Source organism: Duganella alba (genome assembly GCF_009674495.1).
GTDB lineage: Bacteria > Pseudomonadota > Gammaproteobacteria > Burkholderiales > Burkholderiaceae_D > Rugamonas > Rugamonas alba.
Window position 1 is genome coordinate 123,062 of the sequence record NZ_WKJN01000004.1, and the last position, 20,389, is coordinate 143,450.

Genomic DNA, 20,389 nt, shown 5'->3' on the forward strand with positions numbered 1-20,389 from the left:
CATTATGACAGAAAGATTTCCATTTCGCCAGTGCCATAGCTCAACTTTTTACCGGACAGGCGATAGTGTAAGCTACCCCTGTTTAGCTATAGCAATCAAGTAGGAAAAGGAAGGGAATGGATTCAATCGAAGTCGTACTGGTCATGATGCTGGCGGTAGTCGCCAGCGCCTACATCCGCCGGGTGCTGCCCGGCTCCATCCCATTGCCGCTGGTGCAGATCGGCCTGGGCGCGCTGATCGCCGCGCAATCGAGCCATGGCGTGGACCTGGAACCGGACTTGTTCTTCCTGGTGTTCCTGCCGCCGCTGCTGTTCCTCGACGGCTGGCGCATCCCCAAGAGCGGCCTGCTGCGCGACAAGGGCACGATACTGGAACTGGCGTTCGGACTGGTGGTGTTCACCGTCATCGGCGCCGGCTACCTGATACACTGGATGATACCGGCCATGCCGCTGCCGGTGGCGTTCGCGCTGGCCGCCATCGTCTCGCCGACCGATCCGATCGCGGTCAGCTCGATCGCCTCCAGCGCGCCGATTCCCAAACGGCTGATGCACATCCTGGAAGGCGAATCGCTGCTGAACGACGCCTCCGGCCTGGTGTGCTTCCGCTTTGCGGTGGCGGCCGCGCTGACCGGCACCTTCTCGCTGCAAACCGCCGCCCTCACCTTCGCCTGGCTGGTGGCGGCCGGCATCGGCGCCGGCGTCGCCGTGACCATGCTGATCACCTGGATGCAGCGCTGGCTGACGCGCCACTTCGGCGAACCGCCAGGCTCGCCGATCCTGGTCAACCTGCTGATTCCGTTCGGCGCCTACCTGGTGGCCGAACGCCTGCACGCCTCCGGCATCCTGGCGGCGGTGGCGGCCGGCGTCACCATGAGCTACGTGGAACTGAGCGGCCACGCCATGGCCAGCACCCGCATCCAGCGCTCGGCCGTGTGGGACACGGTGCAGTTCTCCCTGAACGGCGTGATGTTCGTGCTGCTCGGCGAACAGCTGCCGGACATCTTCCACTCGGCCGGTATGTCGCTGGAAGAAAGCGGCCATATCAACCGCTGGTGGCTGCTGGCCTACGCGCTGGCGATCACCGCCGGCCTGCTGGCGCTGCGCATGGCGTGGGTATGGGCCTCGCTGCGCCTGACCATCTTCAAGCAGAAGTTCCGCCACCAGCCGCGCCAGAAAATCAATCCGCGCCTGCTGCTGGCCACCACGCTGGCCGGCGCGCGCGGCACCATCACGCTGGCCGGTGTGCTGACGCTGCCGCTGCTGCTGCCGGACGGGCGGCCGTTCCCGGCCCGCGCGCTGACCATTTTCCTGGCCTGTTCGGTGATCCTGATCTCGCTGCTGGTGGCCAGCGTCGCCCTGCCGCGCCTGCTGGCCGGCATGACCTTCCCGGCCGAGCCGGAAGAGCGGCAGGAGGAAGACCTGGCGCGCCGCGCGGCCGCCAACGCCGCCATCTCCGCCATCGAGAAAACCCAGGTGGAACTGATGGAGTCCGACGCCTGCATCGATCCCGAAGTCTATCCGCAGGCGGCGGCGCGCGTCATCGCCTTCTACGAGCACAAGCTGAAGGAGGTCGATCCGGAGAGCGAGCAGTCGTGGCGCAAGACCGACTCCGCCGAGAAGGAGCTGCGGCTGGCGGCGCTGGCGGCCGAACGCCGCACGGTGTTCGACCTGGCGCGGCACAACCACATTTCCGACGAAACCTCGCGCAAGCTGGTGCGCGAGATCGATCTGATGGAAGCGCGCTACCGCTAATCTCATGCAAAGAACCCGCACCGTCATTGCGATCGCCTGGGTCCTGTTCTGGATGCTGATGATCAGCACCGCGATCCAGGAATACCTGCGCGATCACCATCACGGTCTGTGGAAGCCGATACTGTGGGAAGGCTCGTCGGCGGTGACGGCCACCCTGCTGCTGCTGGCGCAACGGCGCTTCACACGCAAGCATGACCATCTGCTGCATGCGCCGCTGCGCTGGTTCGGACGGCAGCTGGTGTGGCTGCCGGTCTATTGGGTGGCGTTCGTGCCGCTGGCCTTCGGCATGCGGCACGCCATCTATCCGCTGGCCGGCGACACCTACACGCACGGCGGCTGGGCCGAGATCTTCCTCTACGAAGACATCAAGATGACGGTGTTCTTCTTCATCTTCTCGACCATCACCTTCGGCGTCCTGTCGTTTCACGCCATGCTGGACGAAAAGCTGCGCGTCGAACGCGCCAACGTCGCGCTGCGCGAGGCGCAGCTGCTGCGTTTGAGCCAGCAGATGCAGCCGCACTTCCTGTTCAATGCGCTGAACACGATATCGTCGCTGATGTACAGCGACGTGCAGCGCGCCGACGCCATGCTGATCCAGCTGTCCGACGTGCTGCGCGCGACGCTGGATGTCGGCGAACGCCACCTGGTGCCGCTGGAGACCGAGCTGCGCATCCTGCGCGGCTACGCCGCCCTGATGGCCGAGCGCTTCTCGGACCGCGTCAGCATTGTCTGGCATGTCGACGATGCGCTGCTGGCCTGCCCGGTGCCGGTGATGAGCATGCAGCCGCTGCTGGAAAACATCTTCAAGCACACCGTTGAAAAACGCCGCCAACCGGTGACCATCACCATCTCCGCCCAGCGCCAGCACGACATGCTGATGCTGCGGCTGGAAGACGACGCCGGCGTGCTGCCCGCCGCAGCCACGCCGGACGCCGGCATCGGCGTGCGCAACCTGCGCGAGCGTCTGGCAGCGTTATACGGCGAGCGCGCCAGCTTCGACCTGGTCCAGCTATCGCCTGCCGGCGTGCGCGCGGAAGTGAGGCTGCCATGCGCATCCTGATCGTCGACGACGAGCGCCCGGCGCGCGACAAGCTGCGCCGCATGCTGGCGGCCGAGCCGGACATCAGCGCCATCGAAGAGGCGCGCGACGGCGTGGAAGCGCTGGAGCTGTTGCCGTCGTTTGCGCCGGACGTGCTGCTGCTCGACATCCAGATGCCCGAGATCACCGGCCTCGATGTCGCCGCCTCGCTGCCAACGCCCGCGCCGCTGATCATCTTCGTCACCGCCTACGACGAATACGCGATCAAGGCGTTCGACGCCAACGCCATCGACTACCTGCTCAAGCCCTTCGACCAGCCACGCCTGCAACGCGCATTGCAGCGTGCGCGCGAACGGCTGGCCGTGCCGCGCACAGCCAGCGCGCCGCTGCCGTCCGTGACGCAGCTGCTGGTCCCGGAACGCAACGGCACGCGCATCGTCAAGGTCGAAGCGATTCAATGGATTGAAACCGCCGACAATTACGTCGTCCTGCACACCGCCGACGGCGAGCCGCTGATGCGCCAGACGCTGGCCGGCCTGCTGGACAAGCTCGGCCCGCGCTTCATCCGCTGCCACCGCCGCGCGGCGGTGCAATTGAGCTGGATCGCCGGCATCACCAACCTCGAAAAAGGCGATGGCGAACTGCTGCTGCACGGCGGCGCCCGCGTTCCACTCAGCCGGCAATACCGCGCCGACGTCATCCCGCACCTGGAAGGGCAACATGCATCTCACCGTCACTAGCTGCTGCTCCGAAGAGGCCCATGCCAGGCTCGTCGACTTTTCCAATTCGCTTCAAGATGCACTCAATCCCCTCATTGTCGACGAGTCCTACGGCAGCACCGAACGGCTGATGATCGTCATCGTGGCGGTCAATGCTACGCGCGAGGAAAATCTTGCGTTCTGCAAGGGCTACAACAAGGCCGGCACCTACACGGCCCTGATCACCAAGGAGAAGGTCAAGTATTGCAGCCTGGCCGTGCCCTTCGGCTCCGACGACGTGGTGAACACGCCTGAAGGCATGCTGCGCCGCCAGTTGATCGATGAGATCATTCGCGTCATGGCACATCCTGTGACGAAGATTCCCAAGGCGTTCGAATTCGCGCGGCTGGCGGAGCGCCTGAGACTTCCGCTGGAACTGTATGCACAGGCCACCTACGGCCACCACAACCTGACGACCGAACGCCTCCGTCTACGGCCGCCAGTCATCGACGACCAGAAGCGGGTGCTGGCCTATCGGCTCGCCAACCGCGAGCACCTGCAACCGTGGGAGCCGGAACGCGATGCGTCCTACTACACGCTGGAAACCGTGGAGGCGCAGCTCACGCAAATAGAGCTGGACATGGAAGCAAAGTCCGCGCTGCATTGGCTGATACAGCCGCAGGACAGCGAGGAAGTGCTGGGCATGTGCAGCTTCACCAACATCGTGCGCGGCGCCTTCCAGGCCTGCCATCTCGGCTTCTCGCTGGCCGGCGCGCAGCAGGGCAAAGGCTATATGCAGGAAGCGCTGACGGCGGCGCTCGCGCACGTATTCGAAGTGCAAAAACTCCACCGCGTCATGGCGAACCACCAGCCGGACAACCTCGCCAGCGAAAAGCTGCTGCAACGGCTAGGCTTCGAGCGCGAAGGCTACGCCAGACAGTACCTGCACATCAACGGCGCCTGGGCAGACCATGTGCTGACGTCCCTGGTCAGCCCAGGCGCAGGCACATATGCACCTCATCATAAAACGTGACACCGACTCTCATGCAGCGCGGCTCCAGGCCGAACGCCTGAAATCCCAGCAACTCGTAAAGATTTTTAGCGCGATGATTTTCGGCGTTGACGGACAGGTGGATTTGCAGCACGCCCATCTCGACAGCCTGCGCCCTGATGCGCATGAACAGCTGCCGGGCAATGCCTTCCTTTCGCCACGCCGGGTGCACGAAGACGCCCCACACGCTCGCCTTGTGCGCGACCTGTGCCAGCGTCTCCCGCCGTAAGCCGGCAATGCCGACCAGTTCTGCGCCATGGAACGCGCCAAACACCGCCTGGCTGGCAGTCTGCGCTATCCTGGCCCGCACCGCGTCCGGCGTGCGCGCTGCCTCTTCCTCGGCGGTAGGCCATATGGCGGTGGGGGACTCGGCAATCGCCGTCAGCCGCAGCGCCTTGAACGCCGCGCCATCATCCTCGTCCAGCGGCCGGATAAAAAATTCCCGTTTTGTCGTCACTTGTTTTTTTGCTGCTTGAAGTGGTTTTCCATCGAGGCGAAAGAAGGCCGTTGAACCGCCGAGATGACTTTGCGGCCAAACTCCACCGCCAGCGTCGGCGCGTATCCATTAAGACTGGCGATCATGGTGACTTTGACGCATTGATAGATTTTGGTCGATTCCTGCAGCTTTCGTTCCAGCAGACTGGCGATCGGGCCGAATACGCCATATGACAGCAGAATCCCCAGGAACGTCCCCACCAGCGCGGCGGCGATCAGATTCCCCAGTTCCGCCGGCGGCGCGCCGACCGATCCCATGGTGTGCACCACGCCCATCACCGCCGCCACAATGCCGAACGCCGGCAAGCCGTCCGCAAGCTTGGTGATGGCGTGGATGGGAATTTCACCGTCCTGGTGATGGACGTCGATTTCGTTATCCATCAGGTTCTCGATTTGATAGGGGTCCATATTCCCGGAGACTATCAATCGCAGGTAGTCCGTAATGAACTCCGTGAGGTGATGGTCGGCCAGAATGGCCGGAAACCTGGTGAACAAGGCGCTCTGCTCCGGCGCATCGATATCCGACTCGACCGACATCAGCCCTTCCTTGCGGATCTTGGTCAGGATGTCGTACAGCAAAGACAGCAGATCGAGGTACAGCGCATTGGTCTGTTTCGCGGTCTGAAACAGCGTCGGAATCGCGGCGACGGTTGCGCGCATCGACTTGCCGTCGTTGGAGATGACGAAGGCGCCCAGCGCGCCGCCCGCGATCATCATTAACTCATACGGCTGATAAAGGGGGCCGAGATGTCCGCCCTCCAGCACAAAGCCGCCGAATATCCCGGCCAGCACAATGGCGATCCCCAATAAAACGGACATGCGCACCTCGGACGTATTTAGTTGTAAAGAATTCTACTTTATCACATGCAACTAAAACCGCCGTCGCAGTTTCGCCGGCTGGCCCCACGATCCGCCCAATTCGCCCCACGGCGCTGGACGCCGCATCCCGGCCTGCTTAATCTGATTACATCAAACAAGGAGCCGACAATGACCACGCAGCGCCACTACTTCCTCGACTGGATACGCATCTTTGCCTTCTTCGTGCTGATCTTCTATCACACCGGCATGTACTACGTGACCTGGGACTGGCACGTGAAAAGTCCCTACGCCAGCACCGCCATCGAACCGCTGATGATCCTGTCATCGCCCTGGCGCCTCGGCCTGCTGTTCATGATTTCCGGCGTCGCCACCGCCTTCATGCTGAAGAAGATCCGCATCGGCGCCCTGCTCAAGCAGCGCAGCTGGCGGCTGCTGGTGCCGCTGGTCTTCGGCATGTTCGTCATCGTGCCGCCGCAATCGTATTTCGAGGTCGTGGAAAAAGTCGCCTACCAGGGCGGCTATACGGAATTCATGCGCCTCTACGTCAGCGGCTACCACGGTTTCTGCCGCGGCGACGACTGCCTCCGCGTGCCGACCTGGAACCACCTGTGGTTTGTGGCCTACCTGTGGGTCTACACCATGATCGGCGGCTTGATCGTCTGGCTGCTGGGTGCGCGCTTCCAGCGTATCGCCGACGCACTGGGCAAGCTGCTCGCCGGCTGGCGCATCATCGTGCTGCCGACGATCGCACTGGCGGCGGCGCGCTACCTGCTGGCCGACAGTTTCCCCGCCACCCACGCACTGACCAACGACTGGTACAACCACGCGCAATATTTCTACCTGTTCGCGCTGGGCGCCTTGCTGGCCATGCAGAACAATTTCTGGGCCCGCATCGAAGCGCTGCGCTGGACCAGCCTGGCGCTATGGCTGGCCAGCTGGGCGCTGATCGTCTGCTACTGGTCGATCCCGGACGCGCTGGCCTCCGCGCCCGAAGTCACGCGATGGAAGCCGGCGATGCGCGCCGTGTACAGCCTGTGCCAATGGGTGCCGATCCTGACCGTGTGCGGCTTCGGCCACCGCCACCTGAACTTCGACAGCGCCAAGCGCCGCTACCTGACCGAAGCCGTGTTCCCGGTCTACATCCTGCACCAGACGCTGATCGTCGCCATGGCGCACTGGATGAAGCCGCTGAAGCTGGCGCCGGTCACCGAAGGCATGTTCCTGATCGTGCTGACCTTCACCATCAGCCTCGGCGTGTTTGAAGTGGTGCGCCGCATCGCCGTGCTGCGCCCGTTCTTCGGGCTGGGCAGGCTTGCGGCGCCCCTATCGGCAGAAGCGCCGGAAAACTCCCTGCGGGCGCGGTCCGCCGCCTGAAAAGTCAGCGGGGCAAAGCAGAAATAATTGCCTTATGTTACTATTGGTTTCCCTTGAGAAATATCACACATTCTCACTATTGACCTCTAATAACACACAAGGGCGTCGCCGGAACGCGCGTCGCCCACTGCTGCACAAGGAATTGTTTTATGAATTTGTTACGTAATTTGAAGCTGGCCACCAAGCTCGGGCTGGCTTTTGCGCTGGTATTGACGCTGGCTGCCGCAGTGGCTATTTTTGCCATCATCAAACTGGCGCAGGTGAATGGCGCCTCCACCGAGCTGTCTTCCCGCTGGATGCCGGCCATGCGCGTGGTGCAGGATCTGAAGTCGCAAATCGCCCGCGTCCGCACCCGTGAATTCCAATACATCATTTCCAACGACGCGGCCCAGATGGACCAGTACGACAAAGTCATCGCCAACGATCTGGTCGAACTGGGCAAGATGCAGGACACCTACGCCAAGCTGATTTCCACGCCCGAGGAGAAGGCGCTGTATGCCGACTTCCAGTCGATGTGGGAGCGCTACATGGTCGAAGACGGCAAGATCCGCGCCGCTTCCCGCCGCAACGACGACGAGGCCGCCAAACAGCTGATCCGCGGCGAATCGAACAAGCTGATCGTGGCCCTGCGCGGCCAGGTCGACAAGCTCGTCAAGCTGTACGGTGACGGCGGCGACGCCGCCTCCCAGCGCGGCGACGCGCTTTACGCCTCGGCACGTTTCTGGATCATCACGCTGCTGATCGGCTCCGTGGTGCTGGGCGCCCTGTGCGCCACGCTGATTACCCGCTGGCTGGTGCAGCGCCTGGGCGGCGAGCCGGATTACGCCGTCGCGATTGCCGGCAAGATCGCCGACGGCGACCTGACGGTGGCCATCGACACCCGCGACGGCGATCATAACAGCCTGCTGTTCGCGATGAAATCGATGCGCGACAGCCTGGCCGGCCTGGTCCACCAGGTCCGCGCCGGCACCGACACCATCGCCAGCGCGTCGCAGCAGATCGCCGCCGGCAATGTCGACCTGTCGGCGCGCACCGAGCAGCAGGCCGCGTCGCTGGAGGAAACCGCCGCCTCGATGGAAGAGCTGACCACGACCGTGAAGCAGAACTCGGCCAGCGCCAGCGAGGCCAACGAACTGGCGCTGAACGCGTCGGCGGTGGCGCAGAAAGGCGGCGCCGTGGTGTCGCAGGTGGTCGAGACCATGGGCTCGATCAACCAGTCCTCGCGCAAGATCGTCGACATCATCGGCGTGATCGACGGCATCGCCTTCCAGACCAACATCCTGGCGCTGAACGCCGCGGTGGAAGCCGCCCGTGCCGGCGAGCAGGGACGCGGCTTTGCCGTGGTGGCCACCGAGGTGCGCAGCCTGGCCCAGCGTTCGGCGGCGGCGGCCAAGGAAATCAAGGAGCTGATCAGCGACTCGGTGCAGCAGGTCGAGAGTGGCAGCAAGCTGGTCGAAGAGGCTGGCGTCACCATGGAGGACGTGGTGGTCAGCGTGCGCCGTGTCACCAATATCATGGGCGAAATCAGCGCGGCCGGCGAGGAACAGCGCGCCGGCATCGAGCAGGTGAATACCGCCATCGCCGGCATGGACGCCGTCACGCAGCAGAACGCCGCGCTGGTGGAGGAAGCCACGGCCGCCTCGCAAACCATGCAGAACCAGGCGGCGGCGCTGAGCGAACTGGTATCGGTGTTCCAGCTGACCCAGCAACCGACTGGCGCCGCAGGCCGCCATCAGCTGCACGCGGTGCAAGCGACCGCGCGCCAGCCAGCCGCGCCGGTCGCGGCCCTGCCAATGCGCCGCCGCGCTTGAGCGCAGCGCCCAAGGCCTAGCGCACAAACGTCAGCGTGTGCTGCGCAGGCCCCGGCAACAGCGGCGACTCGCGCCCGGTAAGCCAGTCGATGCGGCCGTCGAGGAAGTACGGCGACAGCGGATGGCCGCTCTGACCGCCCGGCATATTGAAGATGCCCTGCTCTTCGTGGCCAGGCGAAACGGTCAGCCGCTCGGACTGGCCGAAGGTCGGTCCGGCCACGCGCGGCATGTGCTGGTCGCCCGGCAGCATGTCCGGCGCCACCTTCAGGTATTTGCCCAGCAGTGGAATCGCCGACGCCATCGGATGCGCGCTGGCCGCCGTGTTGCGCTGGCCCCAAGTGGCGGCCGCCAGCGGCTGGCCATCCTTGGTCAGCTCGGCGATCACGCGGTCCAGCGCCGCCAGTTCCAACGCCTGCCAGTCGGGATACTGCGACGGCAGCCAGCCGGCGGGCTGCTGATCCAGCAAGCGCGCCAGCACCACCGGCCAGCGCGCGCTGACCGCGCCCATGGTGGCCTTCGGATCGATCTTCGCCAGTTCCGTATTGGCGCCGCCGTACAGGAGGTCGTACACCGCGTACATGAAACCGCGCGTGATGCGGTAACCGGCAGAATCCACGCTGGCCTTGCCGCTCCAGCCGTCCTTCAACAACGCCCGCGCTTCGGTGCGCCGCGCATTGCCGGCGATGGCCCTGGCGTCCAGCGCACCGATGGCCCGTTCGCGCCACGCGGTCAGGAACAGGGCGCGATCATCGAGGCCGATGGCGTAGACTTTTTTCACATCCGTCTTCGGTCCCAGCGAGGCCAGGTCGTCGCGCACCTGATGCGTGCGTGCGCCAAGGTCATAACCGCCGTCGCCGATCAGGGCCGCGCCCTCGCCCGCCAGCTGGCGGCTGTTGGCGGTGGCCAGGTGGCCCTCGGCGGGATTGACCACTTTCGGGTACGCTTCCGGCGCCAGCCAGCCCTGCCATTTGCCCGCAGCGTCGTCCGCCGTCAGCGGGTAAGTCGATACGAGACCGTGCGCCTCGCGGCGCGGCAGCGGGCCGGCCACCGTCCAGCCGATGTTGCCCTTGTCATCGCCAGCGACAAAATTCTGCGCCGGGATGCCCAGCGTCGGCGCAATCGCCAGCGCCTGCTCCAGCGTATCGGCCGATTCCAGCTTGCCCGCATTGAAGTTGACCGCGCCCGGCAGATGCGCGGTCCAGTGCACCGCATAGCTGTGCCCATCGACATCGCGAATCGGACCGAGCGAAGTTTCGCGCACCACCAGCCTGGCGGCAGGCGCGCCCTTGACCAGAATGGTTTCCTCATGCGCCACCGGTGTTTCCCATCCGGCCTGGGTGCGCACCTGGCCCGGCCTGGCGGGATCGCTGTCAAGCGCGATCAGGTCCAGGTAATCGCCATAGCTGTTGGTGAAGCCCCACGCCACATGGCCGTTGCTGCCCACCACCACGAACGGCGCACCGGGCAGCGTGACGCCGACCATGCGCCGCTGTCCGCCCTTCCCGTCCGGGAACTGCAATGCCGCCCGATACCAGATGGCCGGCAGCTGTATGCCGAGGTGCATATCGTCAGCCACGATGGCGGCGCCGGTGTCGCTGCGCGTGCCCGCCACGGCCCAGTTGTTGCTGCCGACCGTATTGAAGAATTCCGCCTGCGCCACCTTGGCCGGCGCCGGCGTGCCGGCGGCTTGCGGCTGGCCCCACCACGCCGGCGGCGCGGCGGGAATCACCACGTCGCCGGTGGCGATGCCTTGCGCATCGAGTGGCGCATCCCACGGCGTGGCTTCGGGCGACAGGAAGGCGCGCTGCTCTTCGGTTGCATGCTCGCGGAACCAGCCGCGCGCCAGCTCGCGCGATTCCAGGTTGCCCTGCAAATCGAAGTACATGGCCCAGATCACCAGCAGCGTATCGGCCGGCGACCATGCGCGCGGCGCCAGGCCGACCAGCGCATACTCGAACGGCCTGGCGCCAAGCGCATTCAGGCCGTCATTGACGCCGGCCACATAGCGGTCCAGCAGCGCGCGATCCGCCGCCGGCATGGTCTTGAGCGCCAGCTCGCCGCGCGCGCGGAAGCGGTGCATCCGGTGCGATTTATCGAGCGGCAGCGCGCGGTCGCCAAACAGTTCGGACAATTCACCGGCCGCCACGCGGCGCAGCAGATCCATCTGGAAGAAACGCTCCTGCGCATGCACAAAACCGGTGGCGTAGGCGACGTCGCCGCGACTGCCGCCGCTGATGACCGGCACGCCATGCGCATCGCGCGCGATGCTGGCCGTGGTTTCCAGACCCGCCGCCCGGTGCGTGCCGTCCAGCTGCGCGAGGCTGCCGCGCAAATACAGCCAGCCGGCGGCAATCGCCAGCACCAATAATCCCACTGCGATAATCAGTACACGTCTGGACCACACCAACAGCCGGTTGTTACGCATAGCTCCCCCGTTGTTATAAGCATCACTTTGCCCATAGTGCCAGAGAGCTTAGTCGAGGTCCAGTTCCCACGTTTCGTTGACCATGTCCTTGCCGAAGGCATGAACTGGCTCCTCGGCCACCAGCCGGTAGCCCTTGCTCTGGTAGATGTGGCGCGCTTCCTTCTGTTGGTCCGTGGTCCACAGGCGCATCTTGCGGTAGCCGGCTTCGCGCGCGAAGCGGTGGCATTCGTCCACCAGCCGCGAACCGAGGCCGTAACCGCGTGCCTGCTCTTCCACCAGCAGCAGCCGCAGTTTGGCCACGCCTTCCTCGCCGCTGCGCGCCAGTGCGATCGAGCCGACCGGCTGGCCGTTCATTTCGGCGATCCAGCAATGTTCCAGCGCCGGGTCGAAATCGCGTTCGAAGTCGGCGCAGATCTGGCCGACCAGCGCCTCAAAGCTGCGGTCCCATCCCTGCAGCGTCGCATACAGCTCGCCGTGACGGCGCGTGATCCACGCCATGTCGCCGGACCGGTGCGCGCGCAGCACGAACGGCTGGGCGTATTTGAGGCCGGCCTGCGCCTCCAGCAGTTCGCGGATGGTGCGCATCGCATCCAGCATGCGCAGCTGGTCGGCTTCTTCAAAGCGCGCCAGCATGTCGCCGACCTCGTCGCGCGAACGGCGGTCCAGCGGTTCGTAGACGGCGCGGCCCTGCTCCGTCAGGTGCAGCAGCTTGGAGCGGCCGTCGGTGGCGGATGGCACTTTGCTGACCAGGCCAGCGCTTTCAAACTTGGCAACGATGCGGCTCAGGTATCCGCGATCCAGCCCCAGGTCGCGGCACAGCGAGGACGACGGCTGATCTCCCTGATGCGCCAGTTCGTACAGCACGCGCATCTCGGTCAGCGTGAATTCGCTGTGCAGCAGGCCTTCGCGCAGCACGCCGATCTGGCGCGTGAAAAATCGGTTGAACGAGCGGACTGCGGCAACGCGGTCATTAAAAACGGGGACAGGCATGGAAACTCCGGCAAATCGATACGCGCCGATTGTGCGATAATTTGCTGACTCAGTCAACAATGTCGCACCGCTGCACTGAAACATGCCTGACGCCACCGTTGATGTTAGAGTAAGGACAACACGACTACACGGCCACCGCCGTCTTCGCCATGTTAGCTGCGCCGATTCCAATCTACGACAGCGAGCGCCTCGCCGCCCTGCGCGAGATGCTCATCCTCGACACGCCGCCCGAAGAACGCTTCGACAAGGTGGTGCAATTCGCGGCGCACGAGTTCGATGTGCCGATTGCACTGATCTCCCTCATCGACGAGAACCGCCAGTGGTTCAAGGCACGCGTGGGACTGGACGCCTGCGAGACCGGCCGCGATATCTCCTTCTGCGGCCATGCGATACTTCAGCCGGACATTTTCGTGATCCCCGACTCCCGCGCCGACGAGCGTTTTGCCGATAACCCGCTGGTCACCGGCGAACCGCACGTCATCTTCTACGCAGGGGCGCCGCTGCCGATGCCGTCCGGCTTCGTCATCGGCACGCTCTGCCTGATCGACCACAAGCCGCGCGACCTGGACGCCACCGAACTGGCCATCTTCGCGTCGCTGCGCGATCTGCTGGTGGAAGAACTGGCCAACCGCGAGGAGGCTTCCCATGAATGACGCGTCCAGGAATCTGAACATGCTGCTGGTGGAAGAGCAAACGCTGTTGCGCAAAACCGTGTCGATGACGGCGCGCTCGCTGGGCATCGGAACCGTGCACGAAGCGGCAACCATGCAGGCCGCCGAGCGCATGCTGCGCGAACGCGCATTCCAGGGCGCGGTGATCTCGATCGATTGCGGCGCCGACAGCGATTGTCATTACAACCTGGCCTTGCTGGACAAGGTCCGCAACGGCATGTCCGCCAGCGATGCCAGGATCCCGATCGCCGTCATGGTCGACCAGGCCACCACGGACCTGATGCGCGAGCTGCGCGACCGGCAAGTCAGCCGCGTCATCCTCAAACCCTTCCGCGCCAGGATACTGCTGGAAGCGTTTGAGTCCTTCGGCGCAAAAAGATAGTCAACGCACAGAGTCGGCCCGCATCGCGGCCTAGCATGGATGTTTTCCACGCCATGCCGAAGGAACCGCAATGAACGACATTCCCGATATGCAGGACTGCATCGACGCCTGCACCAACTGTCACCAGGCCTGCCTGCAAACCGCGTTGACGCACTGCCTGCAAATGGGTGGCAAGCATGTCGCGCCGGACCACTTCCGATTGATGATGGACTGCGCCACCATCTGCGAAGCCTCCGCCAACCTGCAACTGAGCGGATCGCCCTACAGCCGGCAACTCTGTGCGCTATGCGCGGAAATCTGCCACGCTTGCGCCCTCAGTTGCCTGGAGCTGGACGGCATGGAGGAATGCGCCCGCGCCTGCGAGGCGTGCGAGCACACCTGCCGCGCCATGGCGGCGTGACTAGTAGATTTCCCGCGCCACTTCGCGCACGGATTTGAGCAGCAGCTGCGCGCCCGGCGAGAGAATGTGGCCGTCGACCATGATGATGCCGTAGGCGTCCATGCGGCATGGCAGCTCGATCGGCAGGATGTTCAGCACACCCTGCGCTTCGTAATACTGCGCTACCGCGATCGGCATCACGTTCAGCGCGTCGGTTTGCTGCAGCAGTGGTTTGATCAGCAGCACCGCCGTGGTGTCGACCACGTTGACCGGCACTTCCAGGCCCGCGCGGCGGAACATCAGTTCGCAGCGCGCGCGCAGGATGCTGCCTTGCGGCGGCAGCACCCACGGCTGGCTGGCGATGTCGCGCAGTTGCAGGTTCTTTGCCTTCAGCAGCGGATGGCCGGCACGCACCACCGCGCACGCCGGTTCATCGCCCAGTTCCTCGTAGCTCAGGCCCTCGGCACTTTCGCGCTCCGGGATGCGGCCGATCATGAAGTCCAGCCGGCCGCGCTGCAACTGCTCCAGCAGCACGTTGGACTGTTCCATCTCGACCCCGATGCGCAGCTTGGGCGCATGCTGCTTGGTGCGCGTTATCGCCTGCGGCAGCAGCGCAATCCCCGGCGTCATGATGGTGCCGATGTCGACCTGCCCGCTCAAGCCGGCCTTGATGGCGACGATGTCCTCGTGCGCCGCAGAGAGGCTGGTCAGCGCCATGCGGGCGTGACGGATCATGGTCTCGCCGTAGATGGTCGGCTCCATGCCGCGCGGCAGACGGTCGAACAGCTGTACGCCCAGCATCTCTTCCAGGTCCTTCAACTGCTTGGACGCGGCGGGCTGCGTCATGTGCAGCTCCTCGGAAGCGCGGTGGATATTGCGTTGTTCGTCCAGCGCGATCAGCAGCAGCAGCTGGCGCGTTTTCAGGCGCGCGCGCAGGAACCAGTTAGGGTTAGTATCCATATTTTGATGATATCATGTGCGATATTGATTAATGGACAATATCGTTTATATCGATATCACTTGCAAGCAGCACTAGGGTTGGCCGCAGGGCCTTCCTTGGTCTGCTTGATGAACGGGATGGTGCCGTCTGCGTTGTAGGCAAACTCCTCGATCGCCACCGAACGGCGGTACTCGCCGCCACCCGGCAGTTTGGCGTTGTGGTAGATGATGTAGTTCTTGCCGTTGAACTCAATGATGGCCTGGTGGATGGTCTTGACCTTGACGTTCTTCGACATGATGACGCCCTGGTACTTCCACGGACCGGTGGCGCTTGGGCCGGTCATGTAGGCCGTCTCCTCCGGGAATTCGCGCGAGTACGACAGGTAGTAAGTTCCGTTATGCTTATGCAGGTAAGAGGCTTCGGTGAAGCGCTCCACGCCGACGGTGTGAATCGGACCATCCAGTTCGATCATGTTCGGCTTCAGCTTCGCATACTTCAGCACCGAGTTACCCCAGTAGAGATAGGCCTGGCCATCGTCATCCTGGAAAATCGCGGGATCGATATCGTCCCAGGCGATCTGCGTTTCCAGCGTCATGTCGTTGGTGATGAGCGCCGAACCACGCGCATCGACAAACGGGCCTTCCGGCTTGTCGGAGACGGCGACGCCGATGGCGCGGCCCGGAATGCTGGCGTGATCCACCGTCGCGTAGAAGTAGTATTTTCCATCGCGCTTGGTGATGTCGGCAGCCCACGCATCGACCTTGCCGATCGCCCACTTGAAGGCCGATGGTGCAATTGGCGAGCCACGGTCGGTCCAGTTCTTCATGTCGCAGCTGCTGTACATGCGCCATTCCTTCATGACGTAGTCCTTGTCGGTCGGCGACGCCTGGTCGTGACCGACGTACAGATAGGCCACGCCGTTTTCCACGAACGCCGCCGGATCGGCGGTGAACAGTTTCGGCAGGATCGGATTGGCGGCGTGCGCCGCGCAAGCCAACAAGCTCGCCGCTGCGAACATCAAACTCTTTTTCAAGATACTCTCCAGTGTTGTAGGTTTATTTTTTATTACCGCGCATCGTCATCACGCGCTGTACGACGCAGAAGATGAACAGCAGGCCGCCGATGACGATCTTGGTCCACCATGAACTGAGCGTGCCATCGAAGGCGATCAGCGTCTGGATGGAACCCAGCACCAGCACACCGGTCAGCGCGCCAGCCACGTAGCCGTAACCGCCGCTGAGGAGCGTGCCGCCGATGACCACGGCGGCAATCGCATCCAGCTCCGTGCCTTGCGCATGCAAGCCGTAACCGGACAGCATGTAGAACGAGAACAGCACACCGGCCAGCGCTGCGCAAAAACCGGAGAAGGCGTAGATCAGCACCTTGGTGCGCGCCACGCGCAAACCCATCATCAGCGCCGATTGCTCATTGCCGCCGACAGCGTAGATGGCGCGGCCAAAGGGCGTGCAGTGCGCCACATAGATCGCGGCAGCCAGGGTAAGCAGCGCAATAAACGCACCCGGCGACAGGAAGCAGTCTCCAATCGGCAGCTGCGTTTGCGACATCGCGACAAAGAACGGATCGTCGATGGTGATCGAGTTAATGCTGATCAGGTAGCACAGCCCGCGCGCCAGGAACATGCCGGCCAGCGTCACAATGAACGGCTGCAGCTTGAAATAATGGATCAACGCGCCCATGGCCGCGCCGAACACCGTGCCCAACACCAGCGCCACGGCAATCACCAGCAACGGCGGCCAATGCAAGGTTTGCAGCATCCACGCGCAGATCATGGTGGTCAGTGCCAGCACCGAGCCGACCGACAGGTCGATGCCGCCGGAAAGGATGACAAAGCTCATGCCGACCGCGATCACCAGCAGGAAAGCATTATCGATCAACAGGTTGAACAGCACCTGAACGGACAGGAAGCCCGGATACGCGGCGCCACCGGCGCCCAGCAACACCACCAGCAGGAATACGGTAATCAGCGATGTAAAGTATGGCGAAGACGTGAGCTTCATTACGCATTACCTCGCACGCTACGGCGCCACATGTTTTTAAACTCCGAGGACTGCGACACGCAAACCAGGAATACGACCACCGACTTGACCACCATGTTCACCTCCGGCGGCAGGCCGATGGAATAGATGGTGTAGGTCAGCGTTTGAATAATCAGCGCGCCGATCACGCTGCCGGCCAGGCTGAATTTTCCGCCGGCCAGCGAAGTGCCGCCCAGCGTCACGGCCAGGATGGCGTCCAGCTCCAGCAGCAGGCCGGCGTTGTTCGCATCCGCGCTCTTGATATTGGAAGTGATCATCAGGCCCGCCACGCCTGCGCATGCGCTGCAAAACACGTAGACAAAGAAGATCAGCACCGCGGTCTTCAAGCCGGCCAGCCGCGCGGCCACCGGGTTGATGCCGACCGACTGGATGAACAGGCCAAGCGCAGTCCTGCGCAACAGCAGCGCGGTGACAATGAACACGGCAGCCACGATGTACAGCGAGAACGGCAAGCCAAACAGATAGCCGCTGCCGAGGAAGAAGAACGGCTTGTAGTACACCGTGATGATCTGGCCATCGGTGAACAGCTGCGCCAGGCCGCGCCCCGCCACCATCAGGATCAGCGTGGCGACAATCGGTTGCAGGCCAAGACCGGCCACCAGTGCGCCGTTCCAGGCGCCGCACAGCAGCGCCGCACCCATGGCGGCAGCCAGCGCAAGCCACATCGGCGTGTTGGCGACATATTCCGGCACACCGTTTTGCATGACCATGGTGCCGCCAATGAGCATCGCCGCGACCGTGCCACTGATGGCCACCGTGGCGCCGACCGAGATGTCGATGCCGCGTGTGGCGATCACCAGCGTCATGCCGATGGCGGCGAGGATCAGCGGTGCGGCGCGGTTGGCGATGTCGATCAGGCTGCCATACAGGTGACCGTCCTTGATCTCCAGGTGAAAGAAGCCGGGAACCATGATCAAATCAATCAGCAGCAGAATCGCCAGCGCGGCCAGCGGACGGAATAAGGGGTGGTGCAACAACTTATGCATTTGCATCTCCAGCGGCAATCACGTGCAGCACGGTGGTTTCGTCCAGCGCGCCGCGCGGATACTCGCCGCCTGCCTTGCGGTCCCGCATGACGACAATGCGGTCGCTCACGCGCAGCACTTCCGGCAGCTCGGACGAAATGAACAGGATGGACATGCCCTTGCGGCACAGGGCCGACACGTAGTCCATGATCTCCTGCTTGGCGCGCACGTCGATGCCGCGCGTCGGCTCGTCCAGGATCAGCAGCTTCGGATCGGTCACCAGCCAGCGCGCCAGCAGCACCTTTTGCTGGTTGCCGCCGGAGAGCGAGCCGATAGGCGTTTCGATGCTGGCGGTCTTGATGCCCAGCGCCTTCACGTATTCTTCCGCCAGCTGCTGCTGACGTTTCAAGGGAATGGCGCGCATGATGCCCATGCGGGCTTGCAGCGCCAGGATCAGGTTTTCGCGCACCGACAGTTCGAGGATGGCGCCTTCGTGCTTGCGGTCTTCGGAGCAGAAGCCGATGCCGGCGGCGATGGCGTCGCGCGGCGATGCGAAGCTTTGCTCCTTGCCGTCGATGGTGATCGTGCCGCCATCCGCCTTGTCCGCGCCGAACAGCAAGCGCGCCGCCTCCGTGCGGCCGGAGCCCAGAAGGCCGGCAAGACCCAGCAACTCGCCTTTGTGAATGTCCAGATCCATCGGTAGCAACGCGCCCCTGCGGCTCAAGCCGACCGCGCGCAGGAAGGATTGCAGGCGCGATGGCTCGGCCGCCACGGCCGCAGCAACCGGCGCGGCAGCTTCGGTGGCCACTGGTGCGCCGACCATCTTGTTGACCAGTTCAACGCGCGACAGGTCGGCGGCCAGGTACTCCCCTTCCCGCTCGCCGTTGCGCATCACCGTGATGCGATCCGAAATCGCATACGTCTGGTCCAGGAAGTGCGTCACGAACAGAATCGCCATGCCCTGCTCGCGCAGGCCGCGCAAAACGCTGAACAGCAGATCCACTTCCTTTTCATCCAGCGAGGAAGTCGGCTCGTCCAGTATCAGCACCTTGGCCGACACCAGCAGCGAACGCGAAATGGCCACCATCTGCTGGATCGCCAGCGGATAGTGCGCCAGCGGCAGCGTCACATCGATCCTGATCTGCATCCGCTCCAGCAGCGCGGTCGCCTGCCGGGTCATGGCCGACCAGTCGATGCGGCCAAACTTGCGCGGATAACGGCCAATGAAGATATTCTCCGCGACCGACAGGTTCGGGCACAGATTCACTTCCTGATACACGGTGCTGATGCCGTGGTTCTGCGCATCCAGCGTGGACTGCGGCTGTATCGCCTGGCCGGCCAGCAGGATCTGTCCATGGTCCGGCGCATACACGCCGGTCAGCACCTTGATCAGCGTGGACTTGCCGGCGCCGTTCTGGCCCATCAGCGTATGCACTTCACCGGGGAAGAGATTGAGCGACACGGCATTCAAGGCCTGCACACCGGTGAAGGCCTTGCTGATGCCGCGCAGCTCCAGCACCGGAGTCGCGGGTGCGGAAGAGATCATCGTCATCGCATCAGTATTTACGGTTCGGGAATTCCTTGGCCGCGACTTCTGCCGGGAATACGCTTTCCTGCGTCACCACGCGCTTCGGCACAGCCTTGCCGCCGACGACATCCCTGGCGATCTGCATCAGCTGGGGGCCGAGCAGCGGATTGCATTCCACCGTCACGTTCAGCTTACCGGCGATCATGGCTTCAAACGCGCCTTTCACGCCGTCGATGGAGATGACGATGATGTCCTTGCCCGGCTTCAGGCCAGCCTCCTCGATCGCCTGGATCGCGCCAATGGCCATGTCGTCGTTGTGCGCGTACAGCACGTTGATCTTCTTGCCTTCGGCTTTCAGGAAGGCTTCCATCACTTCCTTGCCCTTGGCGCGGGTGAAGTCGCCGGTCTGCGAGCGGATCACCTTCAGCTTCGCATTACCGGCGATGGCTTCTTCAAAGCCCTTCTTGCGGTCCAGCGCGGGCGCGGAACCAACGGTGCCTTGCAGTTCAACGATATTCAAAACGGCATCAGGCGTCTTCTTTTGACGCTCGACCAGCCAGTTGCCGGCGCGACGCCCTTCCTCCACGAAGTCCGAACCGAGGAAGCTGACGTACAGCGAAGGATCGCTGACCTTGACGGCGCGGTCGGTCAGAATCACCGGGATCTTGGCGCGTTTGGCTTCCAGCAGCACCGTGTCCCAGCCCGATTCCACCACCGGCGAAAACGCGATCACGTCCACGCGCTGGGCGATGAAGGAGCGGATCGCCTTGACCTGGTTTTCCTGTTTTTGCTGGGCGTCGGCGAATTTGAGGGTCACGCCCTCCTTCTTCGCGGCGTCCTTGATCGATACCGTGTTCGCGGTGCGCCACTCGCTTTCGGCGCCCACTTGCGAGAAGCCGATCACCAGCGGCTTGGCGGCGAATGCAGCCGGCACGCCCAGGGTGAAGGCGGCGGCGAGGCCGGCGGCCAGTACGGTTCTGCGATGGATTGTCATGGCAATGTCTCCAGATGAGT

19 protein-coding genes are annotated in these 20,389 nt (G+C 63.7%); 9 read left to right on the plus strand and 10 right to left on the minus strand.

The window, feature by feature from the left end; genetic code table 11:
• Window positions 1–116 precede the first annotated feature (116 nt).
• The 4 genes from GJ695_RS05390 to GJ695_RS05405 all read left to right on the plus strand — a co-directional run bounded on the left by GJ695_RS05390 (window position 117) and on the right by GJ695_RS05405 (window position 4,521).
• Window positions 117–1,751 (plus strand): Na+/H+ antiporter, encoded by a 1,635-nt coding sequence (locus tag GJ695_RS05390; protein WP_154362654.1) that lies wholly within the window; start codon window positions 117–119, stop codon window positions 1,749–1,751.
• Window positions 1,752–1,755: 4 nt separating this feature from the next.
• Window positions 1,756–2,811, plus strand: a complete 1,056-nt coding sequence (locus tag GJ695_RS05395; protein ID WP_154362656.1) for a sensor histidine kinase — start codon at window positions 1,756–1,758, stop codon at window positions 2,809–2,811.
• Entirely contained in the window at window positions 2,799–3,530 is a 732-nt protein-coding gene (locus tag GJ695_RS05400; protein ID WP_154362658.1) for a LytR/AlgR family response regulator transcription factor, read from the plus strand. Before GJ695_RS05395 ends, GJ695_RS05400 begins: the two co-directional genes overlap by 13 nt.
• Window positions 3,531–3,639: 109 nt before the next feature.
• The gene (locus GJ695_RS05405) at window positions 3,640–4,521 is read left to right on the plus strand and encodes a GNAT family N-acetyltransferase (protein ID WP_229261280.1); all 882 of its coding nucleotides are present in this window, start codon (window positions 3,640–3,642) and stop codon (window positions 4,519–4,521) included.
• On the opposite strand, the gene GJ695_RS05410 is transcribed toward GJ695_RS05405, so the two are convergent.
• Together GJ695_RS05410 and motA are read right to left on the minus strand one after the other, a co-directional pair.
• Window positions 4,478–4,996, minus strand: coding sequence for a GNAT family N-acetyltransferase (locus GJ695_RS05410; protein ID WP_371866490.1), 519 nt, complete (start codon window positions 4,994–4,996; stop codon window positions 4,478–4,480). The genes GJ695_RS05405 and GJ695_RS05410 overlap by 44 nt on opposite strands.
• Entirely contained in the window at window positions 4,993–5,853 is an 861-nt protein-coding gene (gene motA, locus GJ695_RS05415) for a flagellar motor stator protein MotA (protein ID WP_154362660.1), read from the minus strand. The genes GJ695_RS05410 and motA overlap by 4 nt, the downstream gene beginning before the upstream one ends.
• A gap of 168 nt (window positions 5,854–6,021) precedes the next feature.
• Here motA and GJ695_RS05420 point away from each other — a divergent pair, with 168 nt between their 5' ends.
• Together GJ695_RS05420 and GJ695_RS05425 are read left to right on the plus strand one after the other, a co-directional pair.
• Window positions 6,022–7,227 carry an acyltransferase family protein gene (locus GJ695_RS05420; RefSeq protein WP_154362662.1) on the plus strand — a complete coding sequence of 402 codons (1,206 nt, stop codon included), beginning with the start codon at window positions 6,022–6,024 and terminating at the stop codon, window positions 7,225–7,227.
• A gap of 149 nt (window positions 7,228–7,376) precedes the next feature.
• Complete coding sequence (locus GJ695_RS05425; RefSeq protein WP_229260469.1) at window positions 7,377–9,038, plus strand: methyl-accepting chemotaxis protein; 1,662 nt, start codon at window positions 7,377–7,379, stop codon at window positions 9,036–9,038.
• A 16-nt stretch (window positions 9,039–9,054) separates the two neighbouring features.
• Here GJ695_RS05425 and GJ695_RS05430 read toward each other — a convergent pair whose 3' ends face one another.
• Complete coding sequence (locus tag GJ695_RS05430; RefSeq protein WP_154362664.1) at window positions 9,055–11,463, minus strand: penicillin acylase family protein; 2,409 nt, start codon at window positions 11,461–11,463, stop codon at window positions 9,055–9,057.
• Window positions 11,464–11,511: 48 nt separating this feature from the next.
• Window positions 11,512–12,453, minus strand: a complete 942-nt coding sequence (locus GJ695_RS05435) for a bifunctional helix-turn-helix transcriptional regulator/GNAT family N-acetyltransferase (protein ID WP_154362666.1) — start codon at window positions 12,451–12,453, stop codon at window positions 11,512–11,514.
• A 149-nt stretch (window positions 12,454–12,602) separates the two neighbouring features.
• On the opposite strand from GJ695_RS05435, the gene GJ695_RS05440 reads away from it, so the two are divergent.
• From GJ695_RS05440 to GJ695_RS05450, 3 genes are all read left to right on the plus strand, one after another.
• Window positions 12,603–13,106: a GAF domain-containing protein gene (locus GJ695_RS05440; RefSeq protein WP_154362668.1), complete on the plus strand. Its 504-nt coding sequence runs from the start codon at window positions 12,603–12,605 to the stop codon at window positions 13,104–13,106.
• Window positions 13,099–13,506 (plus strand): DNA-binding transcriptional response regulator, encoded by a 408-nt coding sequence (locus tag GJ695_RS05445; protein WP_154362670.1) that lies wholly within the window; start codon window positions 13,099–13,101, stop codon window positions 13,504–13,506. The genes GJ695_RS05440 and GJ695_RS05445 overlap by 8 nt, the downstream gene beginning before the upstream one ends.
• Window positions 13,507–13,576: 70 nt before the next feature.
• The gene (locus tag GJ695_RS05450) at window positions 13,577–13,906 is read left to right on the plus strand and encodes a four-helix bundle copper-binding protein (protein ID WP_154362672.1); all 330 of its coding nucleotides are present in this window, start codon (window positions 13,577–13,579) and stop codon (window positions 13,904–13,906) included.
• Here the strand turns inward: GJ695_RS05450 and GJ695_RS05455 are convergent, their stop codons facing one another.
• Genes GJ695_RS05455 through GJ695_RS05480 form a run of 6 tightly spaced genes read right to left on the minus strand, consistent with a single transcriptional unit; the run spans window position 13,907 to window position 20,369 of the window.
• Window positions 13,907–14,845 (minus strand): LysR family transcriptional regulator, encoded by a 939-nt coding sequence (locus GJ695_RS05455; protein WP_154362674.1) that lies wholly within the window; start codon window positions 14,843–14,845, stop codon window positions 13,907–13,909.
• A gap of 56 nt (window positions 14,846–14,901) precedes the next feature.
• Window positions 14,902–15,843: a glycoside hydrolase family 43 protein gene (locus GJ695_RS05460; protein ID WP_154362943.1), complete on the minus strand. Its 942-nt coding sequence runs from the start codon at window positions 15,841–15,843 to the stop codon at window positions 14,902–14,904.
• A 37-nt stretch (window positions 15,844–15,880) separates the two neighbouring features.
• The gene (gene yjfF / locus GJ695_RS05465) at window positions 15,881–16,843 is read right to left on the minus strand and encodes a galactofuranose ABC transporter, permease protein YjfF (RefSeq protein ID WP_154362676.1); all 963 of its coding nucleotides are present in this window, start codon (window positions 16,841–16,843) and stop codon (window positions 15,881–15,883) included.
• Window positions 16,843–17,868, minus strand: coding sequence for an ABC transporter permease (locus GJ695_RS05470; protein WP_308492202.1), 1,026 nt, complete (start codon window positions 17,866–17,868; stop codon window positions 16,843–16,845). Before GJ695_RS05470 ends, yjfF begins: the two co-directional genes overlap by 1 nt.
• A complete protein-coding gene (locus GJ695_RS05475; protein WP_154362680.1) occupies window positions 17,861–19,399 on the minus strand; it encodes a sugar ABC transporter ATP-binding protein in 1,539 nt (512 codons plus the stop codon). Before GJ695_RS05475 ends, GJ695_RS05470 begins: the two co-directional genes overlap by 8 nt.
• Window positions 19,400–19,403: 4 nt before the next feature.
• Entirely contained in the window at window positions 19,404–20,369 is a 966-nt protein-coding gene (locus tag GJ695_RS05480; RefSeq protein ID WP_154362682.1) for an ABC transporter substrate-binding protein, read from the minus strand.
• Window positions 20,370–20,389 lie beyond the last annotated feature (20 nt).